The organism is Mycobacterium sp. NGS11, from assembly GCF_059813315.1.
Map to the genome: position 1 here is coordinate 57,783 of NZ_JCALEJ010000015.1, position 15,507 is coordinate 73,289.

Annotated in this window: 13 protein-coding genes; all 13 read left to right on the forward strand. The window is 63.8% G+C overall.

What is annotated here, in order from left to right; genetic code table 11:
• The first annotated feature begins 8 nt into the window (after positions 1–8).
• The gene (locus tag AC5Y4T_RS17475; protein WP_145929511.1) at positions 9–1,121 is read left to right on the forward strand and encodes a hypothetical protein; all 1,113 of its coding nucleotides are present in this window, start codon (positions 9–11) and stop codon (positions 1,119–1,121) included.
• A complete protein-coding gene (gene eccCb / locus AC5Y4T_RS17480) occupies positions 1,111–4,212 on the forward strand; it encodes a type VII secretion protein EccCb (protein WP_499954528.1) in 3,102 nt (1,033 codons plus the stop codon). Before AC5Y4T_RS17475 ends, eccCb begins: the two co-directional genes overlap by 11 nt.
• Before the next feature lie 2 nt (positions 4,213–4,214).
• A complete protein-coding gene (locus AC5Y4T_RS17485; protein ID WP_069953620.1) occupies positions 4,215–4,625 on the forward strand; it encodes a helix-turn-helix domain-containing protein in 411 nt (136 codons plus the stop codon).
• A gap of 233 nt (positions 4,626–4,858) precedes the next feature.
• A complete protein-coding gene (locus tag AC5Y4T_RS17490; RefSeq protein ID WP_069953923.1) occupies positions 4,859–5,155 on the forward strand; it encodes a PE domain-containing protein in 297 nt (98 codons plus the stop codon).
• A gap of 15 nt (positions 5,156–5,170) precedes the next feature.
• Positions 5,171–6,652, forward strand: a complete 1,482-nt coding sequence (locus AC5Y4T_RS17495) for a PPE family protein (protein WP_072501171.1) — start codon at positions 5,171–5,173, stop codon at positions 6,650–6,652.
• Positions 6,653–6,731: 79 nt separating this feature from the next.
• A complete protein-coding gene (locus AC5Y4T_RS17500; RefSeq protein WP_069953622.1) occupies positions 6,732–7,034 on the forward strand; it encodes a WXG100 family type VII secretion target in 303 nt (100 codons plus the stop codon).
• A 41-nt stretch (positions 7,035–7,075) separates the two neighbouring features.
• Positions 7,076–7,369 carry a WXG100 family type VII secretion target gene (locus tag AC5Y4T_RS17505; protein WP_069953623.1) on the forward strand — a complete coding sequence of 98 codons (294 nt, stop codon included), beginning with the start codon at positions 7,076–7,078 and terminating at the stop codon, positions 7,367–7,369.
• Positions 7,366–8,307 carry an ESX secretion-associated protein EspG gene (locus AC5Y4T_RS17510; RefSeq protein ID WP_072501172.1) on the forward strand — a complete coding sequence of 314 codons (942 nt, stop codon included), beginning with the start codon at positions 7,366–7,368 and terminating at the stop codon, positions 8,305–8,307. Before AC5Y4T_RS17505 ends, AC5Y4T_RS17510 begins: the two co-directional genes overlap by 4 nt.
• Before the next feature lie 712 nt (positions 8,308–9,019).
• A complete protein-coding gene (locus AC5Y4T_RS17515; RefSeq protein WP_072501173.1) occupies positions 9,020–9,949 on the forward strand; it encodes a MinD/ParA family ATP-binding protein in 930 nt (309 codons plus the stop codon).
• On the forward strand, positions 9,946–11,445 hold the full coding sequence (gene eccD / locus AC5Y4T_RS17520) for a type VII secretion integral membrane protein EccD (protein ID WP_069953625.1): 1,500 nt from the start codon (positions 9,946–9,948) through the stop codon (positions 11,443–11,445). The genes AC5Y4T_RS17515 and eccD overlap by 4 nt, the downstream gene beginning before the upstream one ends.
• Positions 11,442–13,070, forward strand: coding sequence for a S8 family serine peptidase (locus AC5Y4T_RS17525; RefSeq protein WP_499954533.1), 1,629 nt, complete (start codon positions 11,442–11,444; stop codon positions 13,068–13,070). Before eccD ends, AC5Y4T_RS17525 begins: the two co-directional genes overlap by 4 nt.
• Entirely contained in the window at positions 13,067–14,626 is a 1,560-nt protein-coding gene (gene eccE / locus AC5Y4T_RS17530; protein ID WP_072501174.1) for a type VII secretion protein EccE, read from the forward strand. Before AC5Y4T_RS17525 ends, eccE begins: the two co-directional genes overlap by 4 nt.
• Positions 14,627–14,691: 65 nt before the next feature.
• A complete protein-coding gene (locus AC5Y4T_RS17535) occupies positions 14,692–15,489 on the forward strand; it encodes a DUF2637 domain-containing protein (RefSeq protein WP_083533339.1) in 798 nt (265 codons plus the stop codon).
• Positions 15,490–15,507 lie beyond the last annotated feature (18 nt).

Genomic DNA, 15,507 nt, shown 5'->3' on the forward strand with positions numbered 1-15,507 from the left:
GGAGAAGCTTGTCGACGATTCGTTTCAGCCCAACTCGGCGGCTGAGGGCGCCCAAAGTTGATGGCGGCGTGCAGTCGGTGCGTGATTCTCCGATCGCGCCGCGCCGGTTGCCGCTGACTAAGGCGCAGATCATTTTGCCTGCTGTCATGGGAGCGGCGTTTTTGGGCATGATGGCCATGATCTTGACCCAGCCCGGGCTGCGCTCGGGTCCGATGAGTTTGTTCTCATTGTTTGTGCCGGTGATGATGATTGTGTCGTTCGCCGGGGTGTTTATGCAGGGCCGTTTTGGTGGCGGCGATAAGGCGTTGTCGCCGCAAGCTTTGGAAGAAGAGCGTCGTGCCTACATGGACGAGCTCGACCAGACGCGTGATGTGATTCAAAGCGATGCCGAGCGGCAGTTCGCCAATTACCAGTTCCTGCATCCCGAACCGGCGATGCTGCGTGGGTTGGTCGGTTCGCCGCGGATGTGGGAGCGGTCCGGTTCTGCTGAGGACATTTCGATGCACTTCGGTTTTGTCCGTTTCGGAACCGGCACTTCGGATCTGGCCAAGAAGCTGGCTAAGCCCCGGTTGGGGGAGTCAGCAGATTATGAGCCTGTGTGCTACGACGCGCTGCGCAAGTTTTTGCTGGAGCAATCCAAGATCAGTGGGATCGCTAAGCCGCTGTCGCTCAAGGCAATTCCGCTGATGACGTTGGTGGGTGAGGACGGCCCGGACACAGTCCATGGTGTAGTGCGCGCGATGATTTGCCAGGCGGCCTGCTTTCATTCACCCCAGGATTTGAAAGTCATGGTTGTCACCGACGAACCTGCGCGATGGGATTGGCTGAAGTGGCTGCCGCATTGCCAGCACGACAAGCTCTTCGACAGTGGTGGGCCGCTGCGAATGGTGTGGACTTCGCCGACGGCGATGGATGCGGCGGTGGGTCCCGAATTACACAGTGCGCGCAAGAATTACGGTGATCTCGGCGCCGGTGAAGTTCGTCCGCATTGGCTTGTGATCAACGACCAGCAACGAGTGGATAGTGAATGGGATACGTTGAATCGCAGGGGCGTTGGGGGGGTCGCGGGTGTGACCTTTGTGCGCGTAGTGGTCAAGGAGGGCACCACGGATGACAGCTGAGTTCACATTGCACGTCAAGCGCGACGGTGCATATGACGGGGAAGGATTTTTCGCGCTCCCCGACACGCTGGACACAGCGTCTGCGGTCGCGTTTGCGCGCAAAATGGCCCGATACCATGCTGATTCGCGGGTGATGCACAGCGCGAACGCGGCCGCGTCGAAGGTCGTTGATCTCTATGAGATCTTGGGCCATCGTGATCCGGGCAATATCGATGTGGAGGAGGCATGGGCGGCCACCCGGCTGGGGCCACCGCTGCAAGATGACGAGGGCGAGTTGCAGTGGGGTCGCGAGTGGATGCGATTCCCCATCGGGATTGATCCCCGCAACGGCCAACCCGTGGCCCTTGATTTGAAGGAGACACACGAGTTCGACGGGATGGGCCATCACGTCGTTGTCGTCGGCACGACTGGGAGTGGTAAGTCGGTATTCTTGACAGCATTGATCACCTCGGCCTGCCTGACACATTCCCCAGATTCGTTGAAAGTCGCAGTGTTTGACTTCAAGGGCAGCGCGTTGGCCCATTTGGTAGCCGGGTTCCCCCACACCGTGGCGGCGATGAGCAACCTGCGCAACGACCGCCTCTGGATCGTGCGGATGGAAGACGTTCTCTACGGCGAGATGGAGCGCCGCAAGGCATGGCTTGACCGGGCTGGGGTCAGTGACATCGCTGAGTACGAATATTTGCGCATCCACAAGAAGGAGAAACTGCGGCCAATGCCGCACCTGCTGCTGGTTGTCGATGAGTTCACCCAGATGTTCGCCGAGCATGACGGCGCTAAAGCGGTCATGGACGAGGTCGGTCGCCAGGGACGCTCCCAGGGGCTTCGCCTCGTCATGGGGTCGCAACGGCTGGGCCACCAGATGCAGGGCGGCATCATGAGTAACATCCCGGTGCGGGTGGCGCTGCGCACTGTCGGCGACACCGATTCCCACGAGGTGTTGGGCACCGATGAGGCCAATCATTTGCCCAAAAAGCCCGCTGGCGCGGGGCTTTTGAAGGTCGGAGCAAGTAAGAACCTGACGCGGTTTCAGACGGCATTCGTGCTCAAAAGCTATGTGCCGCCGCAGCGAGCGGCGGCTGCCGCGGCCAGGCAGGAAGCCGGTTACCTTGAGCCACAAGAGTTCCAGGCGGTCGGGATGCCTGCGCTGCCGATGGTCCAAAACGGGGACGGTGAGCAGGCCAAAGTTCCCGAGCCGCGAGCCATCGTCGGCGCCGATGGCCGGACCGTCAAACAGGTCCAGGCCACGGTGAATTGCCTGAACCGGCTGAACCGTCCTGCACTGCAACCGATGTGGCTGCTGCCGTTGCAGCCGTTGCCTGCTGATGAGCTGGTGAGTCGGCTGCGGGGCCAAGCCTGGGACGTCGATTACGGCTCAGCGGGAAACGAGCTGTCGAGGTTGATGTTTCCGGTCGGGATAGAAGACAGACCGCGCGATCACCGCCAGCTTGTCTATGCACCCAATCTGGCCGAAGGCAACTGCGCGGTCATTGGTATGGGCCAATCAGGTAAGACGGTGGCCCTCGCCACGATGATCTCGGGTGCCGCGCTGCTGTATCACCCCCGGCGGATCCAGTTTTATGTCATCGCACTCAGTGGACCCGACCTCAACGTGGTAGCAGGTTTACCGCATGTCGGTGGTTTCGCCCGCGAGGTGGACCCCGAGCAGGTCAAACGAATTATCGCCGAGATGCTGGCGCTGATCGATCAGCGCGAGCAGGCATTCACCAAACTTGAGTTGACGTTAACGAAGCTGCGCGAACGCAAATTCGGTAGCACGCCCGGCGAGGTGCCCGCCGATCCATTCGGCGATGTGTTTTTGGTGATCGATGGTTGGCCGACGTTTTGGAAGAACTGGGAGCAGCTGCTCGTCGCTGATGTGGAACGAATCTTGGCCAAAGGACCCGACGTTGGGGTGCATGCCATCGTGTCGACGAGCGGCTGGATAGCGAACAAGTTCCCGTCAGGAATGACGAAGCTGTTTACCAGCAACGTGGAGCTCAAGCTGGGTGACAACGATGACATGAACGTCAACAGTGTGAAAGTCGCGCGAGATGTTCCCTTCGGGGAGCAGAAGATTTTCCTGGACGAAGACGACGACGCCGGCGGCGAGGTCGAGCAGGTTGAAGTGGTTAAGATCAGGGGACGCGGCACGACGATGGACGGTTTCCACTTTCAGGCCGGTTTACCGCAGGTGACCGTGCAAGGGACGCGTACTGACGTGGCCGCGGCCGTTGAGATGATTGCGGAGCTCGCTGGACCCGATAGCGCAGCCGCGCGGGTACGGATATTGCCCAAATTGGTTGGCATCGATGAGGTTTTCGCACAATGGGAGCAGCGTGAGCACGGGCCAGGCGGCGTCAACGGCAGCGGTGTCGTGCCGTTCGGGATTTCCGAAATCGGTTTGCAGCCGGCGGTCGCGAACTTCGGCGCAACACCGCATCTGGTGCTTACTGGTCGACCTGAATGTGGCTTGTCGAGCGGGTTGGCCACGGTGGCCCAAGCCGTGATGCGGGTGTACGGGCCCGAGCAGGCGCAGATCTATGTTGTGGACCCTCATAATGAGCTGCTGCGCGTGGTCGAAGGTGCCCATTTGGGCGCCTACGTTTTCCGGGAGGACCAGGTGCGCGCCTTGGGGGAGAGCCTGGGGGCGATCCTGACTGAACGTCTGCCGATGACGGACCTAAGTCAGGAAGACATGGCAGCGGGGACGCGGCGCTGGAGCGGGCCGGAGATCTTTGTCTTCATCGACCGTGAAGAGACCCTCGCCAGTTGGGACACTGGTGGATTCGTAGTGGGAACTGGATACCCGTTGGGCCCGTTGGCGCGGTTCATCGCGCGCGGTAAGGAGGTCGGCCTGCACCTGGTCGTGTCGCGGCGGATCGCTCAGTGGGGCCGCACGCTGACCAATCCGATCATCGGGGAGCTGCTCAAGGCCAAAGCACCCGTCGTGGTGATGGACGGGGACCCGGATGAAGGATTCATTGTCGGCAAGACGAAAGCCATGCCGGCTGATCCTGGCCGTGGCCTGTACGTCACTGACCGGGTGGTGGCGCCGGTGCAAATCGCGTTCCCCGAGAGCACGCATTGAGCATGGATGACCCCGCGTGGCTGTTCGTGCACGCGGTGGAGCACGCCCGCTTGGAACAGGGGTTGTCCAAACATGATCTGGCGCGCTTGGCCCGGGTGGCGCGGCCTACGATCTCGCGGTTGATCAACCACGGCATGGTGCCGTCTCGTGCGGCCACCCTGGATAGGATCGGCGCGGCGCTGGGCTGGGAGGCCGGGACGTGCGCGGCCTTGTTGGCCGGACAACCCCTGCCGGGTCCACGCGCGTCGGCGACGCGCTCGGCCCAGCTCGTCGCGCAGCGGCTCACGGAAATCGCCGAGGAGGCGCGTTCGGCTGCGGGTGCTGCCGAGCAGTCGATTCTTCGGCTTAAAACCATCGAGGAGCGTGCCCGGGCGGCTGCGCAGTTCGTGCTGGGCGGTTCAGTAGCTGATTAAGCGGTCGATCTGGACCGATTCATGCGTCGGCATGGACTTTTCCAGAATGCTGATGCGAGACGAGATTTCGCCGGGGGAGCGGCGTCGTAGGAGATCGCGGGAAACAGTTGCTGTTGCCTTGTGTGGAATGTCGGAGGTTTGGTTGCCGGTGTCCATAGGGGCGGTTATCGTCGCATCAAACGGCTTTGTTGCTCGTGGGGCAAATAGAGTATGTGGACAGGGGTGGGATTGCAATGATGTTTGTTGAGGCGCCTGCGCTGGCGGCGCAGGCAGCATCGGAGGGCGCAGGCGGGGCGACGACGGCGGCCACTCTTGCCGCTGGGGCACCAGCGATGGGTGCGGTGCTGCCGATGGGCGGCGAAGAAGTGTCGGCCATGTTCGCCCAAGCCATCGCCGCGCATGGCGCGCAGTTCTTGGCGGCAGGTGCGGTAGGTGTGGCTCAGCGGGAGGCGTTCGCCGCCACCGTGGCTACGTCGGCGGCCACCTACACCGCGATGGATGCCGTCGGCAAGGCGCTGCTGACGCTGTAGCGCGGCGGTGCAGTCATGTATTGGGGTATCCCTCCGGAGATTAACGCATTTCGTTTGACCAGGATGGGCGCAGGTCCAACGGCGCACGTCCCGCAGATCACTGCTTACACTGCTGCTGCGGCAACGCACTTTGAGCAAGGGATGCAGCAGTCGGTGACCGCAACGGCAACTGCGCCGGTTTTCCAGGGCTCTGGCGGAATGGGGATGCTCGAGAGCGCCACGCCGATGGCGGTGTGGCAGCAGACCGCCGGGCTGCATGCAGAGAGTGCGGCGGCCACCATCCAGACCGGGTTGACCGCTTACAGCGCGGCCGTGTCGGCGACCATTCCCCATGAAGTGGTGGTGGCCAACCGGGTCCGCGAAGCGACCTTGGAAGCAACGAATTTCATGGGGATCAACACCCCAGCAATCGCCGAAGCGAACGCCGAATACGGCGAGTATTGGTCGCAGAACGCTGGGGCCATGGTCGGCTACCTGGGCGCTATGGCACCCGTCGTGAGCGCGCTGACCGTTCCGTTGCCGACGTTGCCTGATATGAGTAATCCGCTGGGCGCGACGGCCGGTTTGACGGGGTTGGTCGGCGACGGCGTTGGGGCCGGCGTGCAGGCCTTGGGATCGGGCCTCACCGCTGGTGGGGGAGTTGTGTCGGCGGGCAGCGGGATTGGCACAGGCGTGGCCACCGGGGTCTCGAGCGGTGTGTTCAACGGCACGGGAGCAGGCGTGCAGGCCGCAGGTTCGAGCACTGGTGGGTCATCTCCAGCCCCGCAACCAGCTACCACGGGCACGACCGCGGGGCAGGGCGTGCCCGCGACAACAGGCACCGGCCAAGGCATCACGAGCAATGCCCCACAGGGCAAGGCTCCGCCGTTGCAAGCGGGTCAGGGTGGGCAGCCACCCCTGGAAGAGTCCGGACAGTCCTTGCTGGGCCAACTCACCCAAGCGCCAACCGAAATGATGAGTTCACTTAGCTCACCACTGGAATCTGTCGGGCAACTCCCGTCGAGTGCCGCCGGCCAACTCAGCGGCCTGATGGGCCCGTTGTCAGCGCTGACCGGAGGAATGGCCGGCGGTTTGGGCGGCCCTCCGGGCGGGGGAGCACCGGGACTGAGCGCAGCCAGTGCCCCGTGGTCAGGGCTTAGTGGCGCCAATGGCGGCTTCGCCGGGGGCGGATCAGCGGTCGCCGCGGCGCTGACGAAGCCCTCTGCTGGCGGACTGGGCGGGCCTGTGGGCGTGCCGGGCGGCTGGTGGGCCAACGTGCCTGACGGCGCTGAGGCCGGCGACCAACCGGCCGCAGGACTGCAAAGCGGCGCGGCAGGGGGCAGAGGAGCCATGGCACCGGGAATGTATGGACCCATGGCTGCCTCGACGCGCTCGGGACGCGGCAGTGAATATGCCGCTGTCGGCGAGCAGGAAAAGACGATCACGCTACCGGCCTCTGCGCATGCGGCGCCGGTGCTCACTTCCGAGGGCGTGGTCCACGTCGGGCAGGGAGGGTAAATCCCGGCAGGGGACCGGGTCATTGCTGAACTGATCGAACCAGCGGTAACCACTTTGCTAGTGAAGGAGATACACCATCATGGCGTTGAACGCCGATGTCGCCCAGATGCTTTCGGGCGCAAGTCAATTGTCGAACATTCAACAAGAGGTGCTGTCGGCGTTGGGCCGTTATGTCACCATGAACCAGAACCTGACCGGTACTGGGTTTAGCGGTGATGCGGCGCTGGCCTCGATGGCCACCACCGAAGACATCAACCGGACCGGCCAACAGGTCAACCAGCGGTTCCAGAGCGTCATCGACATGATGAAGCGCTCGGCGCACCAGTACCAAGAAACCAACGCACAAAACCGGGCGAGTTTCGGCAACGTCGTCTCGACCTAGCGCGCCCACCTACCGACAACGACTTTCAGAGGAGAATCGCTATGGATTCAATGCGTTACGACCACGGCATGATGGCCGATCACGTCTCGGCCCAAGCGCAGCTGGTCGCCCACATGAACGACCTGCGTACGCGAGCCATGGGTGCAATCAACCAGGTCGCCACGATCTGGACGCAGCACGGTTCTGATGCTGCCCAGGTCGCCATGCACGAAATCGATCAGGCGTTCCAGGCGGTGTTTCACACCATCGAGCGCCATGGACAGGCCGTCGGGAACGCGTCGAGTAACGCGCTGGGCACCGACCTCGGTGTCCAGGCCGGTTTCCGGGGCTTGTGAGCGAGACCGGCACCGCAGTTACAGCGCGGCTGTCGACCACGTCGGAAGGCTTGTGGTTGACAGCCGCGCTTTGCGGTGTAGCCCAATTGCCACCCGCCCTCAAGATCCGGCCGGTTGGTGCGGTGCAAGCCACCATCGCCGATCACCCCGGCATGGAGTTTCTCGCAAGCGCGGGAATACATCGGGGCGGCGAGGTTGACCCGCGCGTGGCGTCCTGGGTGAGGGCATTAGGGCGTCCCGACGTCGAAATCGATCTGACGATTACCCGCCCCGAGACCCGCCTTGACCGACTTGAAGGGCCCCCTGAGGTTTTCACTGCACCGGAGGACCCTATTGAGGCTGCCGAGGCGCTGGCGCACTGGTATGCCCACCGGCCTCCGCAACGTGTGATCACGTTGTGTCGGCGCGACAACGCGTGGGTGGCCGCCGCGCGGCTATGGCGCCCGGGCCAAGAGACCAGCGATGAAGTCGTGGTCAGCCCGCTGGGACAGATCGAGATCGCCGACGCTGTTGTTGAGACGCTGGGGCCGGCTGATCCGGCCCAATTTCATGGCATCAATAGCGAAGCAGCGGTACTCAATACAGTTTTGGCGACCTGGCAGGCCAACCCCGCGATTGACCTCATCGCCGGCCTGGTAGAGGTAGGCCTTTCAGTTCCTCAGGCGCGGCTGGTTGAGGCGGTCGCCGACCGGGGGACGACCCGCGCGGTCATCGGCGCGGCGGAATTTTCTATTAGTGGGCCAGCGCGTGCACCGATGGCGGTGACCGTGGCCGACACCCTGGTCGGCCGTGTCGTGGTCAGCAACAGCGTTGGTCCTGACGGCAGGCAATGGACCACGCTGCTGCCCGGCGCTGATCACGCGATCCACACAGCCGTGCTCGAGCTGCTCGAAACGTTGCCCTCAGGACGAGGCTGGGCGACTCATCAGCGGACATAAAATTTCGATACACGCGATTACGGCATCCGTTGTAGACGGATGAAAACCGTGGTTGTTAGTGTCGCGCTGTGGCCAATTTGTGTGGCGCTAAGGGAAATTCGGATACGGTCTGGCGACGAGGGGACACGGGATGACAAGCCCACATGAGCGTGAGGAACGCGACTTTTTCAACGACCTGGCGACAACTCCGCCGTCAGAGACGCAACCCGCGACAAGTGCTGCTGAGCCCAGCCGTCCCAGCGACATCGACGAGCCAACCAGGGATGATGAGCGACCAGGGTTTGCCCCACCTGAGGGCATCCTCGGACCCTCCACGCAGGACGCGCCGCCACCCCAACAGGGCCCGGCTTGGCAACCGCCGCGGTTTGCCCCACCTGAGGGGACCTTGGCGCCTCACAACGAAGAGACCGCGCCGCCACAGGCACCATGGGCCCCACAGCCCCGCCTCGATCAGCAGCCCGGGATACCCGGTCAAAACTACGGCGCCCCAACTCAATTCGGCCGCCCACCACAGGGGGACGCAGAGGCGGCGCTGGGTGGGCGTCACGGTGCACCGCAGCCGGCCGGTCAACTAGATCCCGGCCAGGCGGCACCTCCGCGCCCGCTGGGAGAAGAACGTGGCTGGCGCGGACCGCCAGCGCAACCGTCGCCACGCGCCGGGGGCACACCCCGGTCCTCAGATGCGCTGCGCGAGCATCTACGCGCCTCCGACTTGATCACGCCCCACAAAGAGGAGCCAAAAAGGGGGTGGCGCAAGGCGTTGCTGAAGGCTTCGGGGGGGCTCATCAACGTCGGTGAGTCCAGCGACGAACGCACAGTGCGTGAGTTCGAGACTGCGATCGGGGCCAATCTGCGTGGCACGTACACCGTCGTGGTGCTGGGTGGCAAAGGCGGCTCGGGCAAGACCGCGATGACCGTCGTGAGCGCCAGTGAGTTTGCTCGCGTCCGCAATGACCAAGTGGTCGCCGTCGATGCTGATCCGGCACAGGCGGCGAATTTGGCGTCCCGTGTGGATCCCAACGCGTCGTCGCTGCGCGCCATCAACGACGACCTGAACCTTCATCGCTACGCCGATGTGGGTGCTTTGGCCGGGCACAACAACATTGGTTTGGATGTGGTGGCTTCCCCGCGTCATGGAGGCGCACGTGGGGAGGTGTTGAGCGCTGAGGAATTCATCAAGGGTCACACGCGCCTACAACGCTTCTACAGTGTGCTTTTCGTTGATTGTGGGGTCGATCTCGACCATGCGGTGATGACGGGGGTGTTCGAGCGCGCCGATGCGGTGTTGATGGTGGCTTCGGCGGTTCCCGACGGCGCCGAAGGGGCGAGCACTAATTTTGAGTGGCTGCGCGACGAAGGCTATCACCAGCTGATCTCGCGAACGGTGTTGGTGATCAACCACATTCGTCCGGCGCGCAATCGCAAGGATCGCAAGGAGTCGGCGAAGCTGGTCGCCACACTGAGGGAGCATTTCGCGGGGTGGGTCAAAACGCACCGCATTATTGAGGTGCCGTTTGATGCTCACATCGCCGAGGCGGGCGAGTTAGACCTTCGAAAGGTCAGCCCTAAGACAGCGCGCGCGGTGCTTGAAACCGCCGCCGCGTTGGCGGGCGGATTTTCTACGACGGCCGATGCCCGATGACCGCGGCCAATTCCGCACAACAGGCACCGGAAGTTCCTCGGCTGTGCAAGGTTCATTTGCTTGTCGGTGATGACACGCTCATCGACTACGTACTGCCCGCAGGCGTGGCGTTGATTGCGGTGATCGAGGACCTCATCCCGAGGGTCAACGCGATTCTCAAAGATCGAGGGCGCCCACTTCTTGATGACACGTTGACTTATCAACTGTGCCGCGCAGATGCGACCCCACTCGATTCGCAGCGGTCCCTGGATGACAGCAGGGTCTATGACGGGGATTTGTTGTGCTTGTTGCCAACTGACGCCACCGAACGGTTCGCACCTGTGATCGAGGAGGTGTCGACGGCGCTGGCTCGTTCAGCGCGCCAACAGTTCGCCACGGTCGATCTGTCGGTCGCACGTCGCGTAGCTGGGGGGCTGTTTGCGGCGCTGGTGGCGTGGGCCGAGGTGATGTTGGCGCAGCTGTGGTGGCGGCAGCATGGGTGGCTGCCCGCGGCGGTGTCGTGGGGATTAGCGGCCGTGTTCTTGGTTTCGGCGAGGGCCGCGACGCGGGCGCGTGATGAGCAGCGACGCCGATCAGCGGACTTCCTGGTGTGGTCGGCGCTGATTTGTGCCGGTGCAGGCGCGGCGATGTCGGTGCCGGGACCGCCTGGAGGTTGGCATGTGGTGGCTGCGACGTCCACGGTGTTAGCCGGGGTGGCGGCATTGACGATGCTGACGGGCCGCTATCTGGGCGTGTTCGCGGGCATGGCTGTGCTCGGGTTGTCTGGGGGCGCGGTGGCCGTGATCCACGCCAGCGGTTGGCAAGTGCTGCCAGCGCATCTGGCGGTGGTCTTTTTGGTGGTGGATCTGGTGCTCGTGACGTTTGCTACCAGCATCGGCATCTTGGGGGCCGGAGTGCCCGGACCATGGTTTCCTTCGGTCACCAACCGTGGGGTGTTTGAGACTCGAGAAGGTGCTGCCCTCAACACTGTGTCGCCGGTGGAGCGCCCGGGCGAGGAAACCGTTGAGCAGATCGCGACGTGGGCCCGGCGCGGCACCGCCATCGTGACGGGGCTGTTGGCCGGCGGGGCTGTGGTGTTAGTTGTGGCCGCACGCTATGCGGTGATGCCCGAAACTGGTGGCGGGTGGCGGTTTTTGGCATTTACTTTGGGGATTTGCGCAATCTTTCTGCTGCGGGCCCGCTCGTTTGTCGATCGCACTCAATCGGTGACACTGGCCGTGGGCGCAGTCGTTGCGGTCGCGGTTGTGATCGGTCGATACGCAAGCGCACCCAACCCGGCGTCGCCTGCTGTCACGCTGGTATGCGTTGCTGCAGCGCTGATATTGGGAACACTGGGACTGTTTGGGGCGCTGGTAGTACCGAAAGCGCGCATCAGTGCACCGGTAAACCGCGCGGTCGAGGTCAGCGAGTACATTCTGCTGATTTTCGTTGTGCCATGGGCGATTTGGTTGCTGAACCTGCTGTGGGTGGTGCGAAACGCGGTGCACGGGTCATGATCAAAGCCGTGAGCACGCTGGGCGCTATTGGGCTCGCCGCTGCACTGGTCGCCGTATCTGGGGGCGTGGCTGGCGCGATTGATCCCCCGGTAGTGCCCCCTGGGCCGCCCCCGCCCGATCCTGCTCCGGGGCCGGATCAGCCGATGCGCCAGATTGCGGCGTGCACAACAACCGGCGTGCTGCCCGGCAGCGATTTGCGCGAGTTGCCGGCAGCGCTACAGCTGATGAACATGCCAGAGGCCTGGAAGGAATCCACCGGCGTTGGCGTGGTTGTCGGGGTAATCGATACCGGTGTGGCCGCACAACCTCGGTTGCCGCACTTGGTATCTGGCGGGGACTATGTGATGGGCCCGTTCGGGGATGGTTTGGCCGATTGTGACGGGCACGGCACAGTGGTGGCCTCACTGATTGGGGCGGCGCCCTCCGGGCCCGCCCTGGTCCCCAAGCCGGCTTGGGCGGCGCCTGCGGCCCCGCCTGCCGGAGCTCCGCCGCCCCGCCCGATTCCACCGCCAGCTCCGCCGCCCACGGTCACGGTGACCCAAACGGTAGCCCCGCCACCACCGCCACCGCCTCCGCCTGACCAGCCGTCCTGGGCGGGTATGCGGCCGCCTCCGGCCACCTTCGGGGCTGGGGGCGGGCCGGTGCCGCTAGAACCCCCGCCTGGCGGTGGTCCAGACGGCCTGATTGGTATCGCCCCGGATGCGGTGCTGCTGTCGATACGCCAGACCGCACAAACCTTCGGCCTGGTTGATCCCGGCGTGTCCGACAATCCTGAGGATGTTCGCCGCGCCGGTGACATCAATTCGTTGGCACGCGCGATCGTGCACGCGGCCAATCTGGGCGTCAAAGTGATCAATATCAGTGTGGTGTCGTGTATTTCGACAACCAAGCCGCAGGACCAAAGCGCTTTGGCCGACGCGGTGCGTTATGCCGCGGTGGACCGCGACGTGGTCATCGTGACCGCGGCGGGCAATGTTCATGCCCAGGGCTGCAATGGGCAAAACCCGGACGCACTACCGGGGGACCCCACTCGAGGATGGGCGGCGGTAAAAACCATCGCCACACCGGCATGGTTTAGCGACTACGTGTTGGCGGTGTCGGCCACCGATTCGACCGGCGTTCCCGCCAGCGGCGACGCCGCCTCGTTGCACGGCCCGTGGGTGGGACTGGCCGCACCGGGAGCCGACATCGTGGGGCTGTCGACGAGCGGGCAGGTGATCAACGGTTCAGTCGATGAGGACAAGCTGCACCCGATTGCTGGTAGCTCGTTTAGCTCGGCGTTCGTTGGGGGAGTGGCGGCGTTGGTGCGCGCCAAGTTTCCCAACCTGACTGCGCATCAAGTGATCCACCGGTTAGAGGCCACCGCGCACCCTCCCGCCGGTGGACGTGACAACGTGGTCGGTTATGGGACAGTGGATCCGGTTGCGGCGCTGACCTGGGATGTGCCGCCGGGAGACACGTTTGCCCCCGGGATCCAGCGCGGCCAGTTGAAGGTGCCGGCCCCGCCCCCGCCACGCGATGCACGTCCGGGCTGGGTCGCGATGGCCATCACTGGTGTGGCCGTCGTCAGTGTCATGGGACTGGCTGTGGGCCTGACGATCTCGCGGCGTAGGGAGCAGCTATGAGGCAGCGGTTTGTTTCGGCCCGTGTCGCGCCTCGCACCGTGGTTACTGGCGAAGTGGTCGCTGGTGTGGTTGCGCTGGCGCTGAGCACCACGCTGGATTCGTGGCCGGTCGCGGTGGCCGCCGGGGCCGCACTGGCGTTGTTGATCTGTGTGGTGACCTTCCGTGGGCGCACGGTGTGGCAGTGGGTGTGGCGGGTCATGTCCTGGACGCGTCGTCGGGTGCGTAAGCTGCGGCCGCTTCAACCTGTCGACGTCACACTCAACGAACACACGGTCGGCGAGCACAAGGCAGGGGTGGTGATCGACGGGCACACCGTGTGCACGATGATCTCGGTGCTGGGCAAGCCCTACATCCCCACGCTGTTGCATGCCGATCACACCAAAACGCTTAATACGGTGCCGATCAGCGTGATTGCACAAGAGATGCAGCGCTGCGGATTGAGCGTTGATGTCGACATCGTCTGCGAGGGCAGCCGCACGGCCAGAGACAACTATGCCGAGCTGTATGAGGCGGCGCTGCGGGGTTTGCCGGCGGCTGGGCAGCGCAGCGTGACGCTGGTTGTCCGCTTCGATACGCGCAGTGACCGGGTGCTGCCTGCACTGTTGTGGCGGCGTGACACGATCGGGGCGGCGGTGGCTGCTTCCCAGCGCATCACCAGAGCGCTGTGCCAAGCGAATTGTCGTGCACGGCTTTTGACCGCAGAACAGATGAACGAGGCGGTTGCGGCCAGCCTCGGTGGGCCCGAGAACGTGACAGCTTCTTACCAGGACCGCTGGACGAATCTGCAGCGTGGCGGGAAAGCTTGTGTCACGGCGTATTTCTTCAGCGCTGAAGATGTGCGCTCTGCCGAACTCGACGACGTCTGGGCGTACCAGAGCGATCACACAACGTTGGTGATCGCGTTGCGTAGCGACCCTACCGGTGTGCGGGCGTCAGCGCTGGTTCGGCTGGCCACCGTGCAGCCGCTTGCCAGCTCGCCACGGCTGGTGCTGAATTCGATGGCGGGCAGACAGTGGGAAGCGTTGGCGTTGACTCTGCCTGGGCGTCGGCGACTGAGCTTGCCATCGACACCGGTGACTGCTGAGCTCAACACGGCAGTCGTCGCGGGCGCATCGGGTGTACTGCTGGGTGAATTGCGTGACGCTATGCTGCTGATGCCGATGTCAGATCCCGCGGCCCCCACCCGAATCGTTGTGCAAGCCGATGATGACCAGACGATCAAACGGCTGATACGGCGGGCCGCCGCAGCAGGCGAACAGGTCGCCGTGTACGACCCCACGGGGCGTTGGACAATGACGTCGGCGTCCCCGCGGATCTGGACGACGCGCGACATGACAGCCCAACCACCTCGGCCTCCAACGATGGTGGTACACAACGGCCGCGTGAACAACTATCCGCCGGCGCGCACATCGATCACCGTCGGCGATGTGCCCGCCAGTGCTGCCCCCGATATCCGTATCGAACAGCGTGGCGAGCGAATCAGCCTGAAAACCCAGCGCTTTCGTACCACACTGAGGCCCGTGACATTCCGCAACGAAGATGCCTATCTGCGGTAGTCGATCACCGCAATGTGGCTGGTCTTGGTAGACGAATACCGTGGCGGCAGTGCACGATTGCGTGTATGGCTTTCCAGAGCGCTGGTGACATTCTTACCGACACCGAGCTGCGAATCCATCGTCGTGCAGTGCGCTTCTTTTGGGTGGTGTTGATAGGTGCAAGCGCGGCCTCGATCGCCGGCAACGCGTTGCACGCGATCGTGCAGGCCGACCACATCGCGCCTGCACTGGCGGCCGCGGTAGCAACGGCCCCACCTCTGGTGTTGCTTGCTTCCACGGAGGGCCTGTCGCTGCTCATCAAGGTGCACCGTCGCTCGACGCCGACCTTCTGGTTGGTGCTCATCATGACACTGCTACTGGGCGCGGGCGCATTTCGCCTGTCGTTCGATGCGTTGTGCAGCTTGGCTATTCGGTGCGATATCCGTCCGAGCCTGGCATGGTTGTGGCCACTGATTATTGATGTCACCATCGCCCAGGCCACCGTCGCGCTGGTCGTCCTGGCCCGTCTCCTCCACAGCCGCCCGCAGGCGGCGGCCTGCGACGACGACGAGCAGGTAGCGCTGCCACGTAGTGAGGCCTCAGCGGGCGAGCGTGATAGCGCCCCGCGGCCGACCGCGGCTGCACAATCGCTGTCATCGGTTCCCAGATCGGACTCTGCTGCGCCCACGCGCGAGCGTCATGACCACGCCGTGCGCACGGTCATGGCGTCCAAAAGAACCAAGCAGCCCCCAGAGGTCATCGATGATGTGCTGCGCCGTTACGCTGACGGACAACGGCCGGGCGAAATCTCCGAGGAACTCAAGCTGCACCACACGACGGTGAATCGGATCCTAGCGACGGGGCTGCACTCAGCAGCGGTCTGATCCAGTGGGTTGCGGCTC

What these genes read in the sequence shown, in the direction of transcription:
- AC5Y4T_RS17535 (WP_083533339.1), top strand. Translation starts at nt 14,692, where the DNA reads ATGGCTTTCCAGAGCGCTGGTGACATTCTTACCGACACCGAGCTGCGA.
- AC5Y4T_RS17500 (WP_069953622.1), top strand. Translation starts at nt 6,732, where the DNA reads ATGGCGTTGAACGCCGATGTCGCCCAGATGCTTTCGGGCGCAAGTCAA.
- AC5Y4T_RS17505 (WP_069953623.1), top strand. Translation starts at nt 7,076, where the DNA reads ATGGATTCAATGCGTTACGACCACGGCATGATGGCCGATCACGTCTCG.
- eccE (WP_072501174.1), top strand. Translation starts at nt 13,067, where the DNA reads ATGAGGCAGCGGTTTGTTTCGGCCCGTGTCGCGCCTCGCACCGTGGTT.
- eccCb (WP_499954528.1), top strand. Translation starts at nt 1,111, where the DNA reads ATGACAGCTGAGTTCACATTGCACGTCAAGCGCGACGGTGCATATGAC.
- eccD (WP_069953625.1), top strand. Translation starts at nt 9,946, where the DNA reads ATGACCGCGGCCAATTCCGCACAACAGGCACCGGAAGTTCCTCGGCTG.
- AC5Y4T_RS17490 (WP_069953923.1), top strand. Translation starts at nt 4,859, where the DNA reads ATGATGTTTGTTGAGGCGCCTGCGCTGGCGGCGCAGGCAGCATCGGAG.
- AC5Y4T_RS17495 (WP_072501171.1), top strand. Translation starts at nt 5,171, where the DNA reads ATGTATTGGGGTATCCCTCCGGAGATTAACGCATTTCGTTTGACCAGG.
- AC5Y4T_RS17525 (WP_499954533.1), top strand. Translation starts at nt 11,442, where the DNA reads ATGATCAAAGCCGTGAGCACGCTGGGCGCTATTGGGCTCGCCGCTGCA.
- AC5Y4T_RS17485 (WP_069953620.1), top strand. Translation starts at nt 4,215, where the DNA reads ATGGATGACCCCGCGTGGCTGTTCGTGCACGCGGTGGAGCACGCCCGC.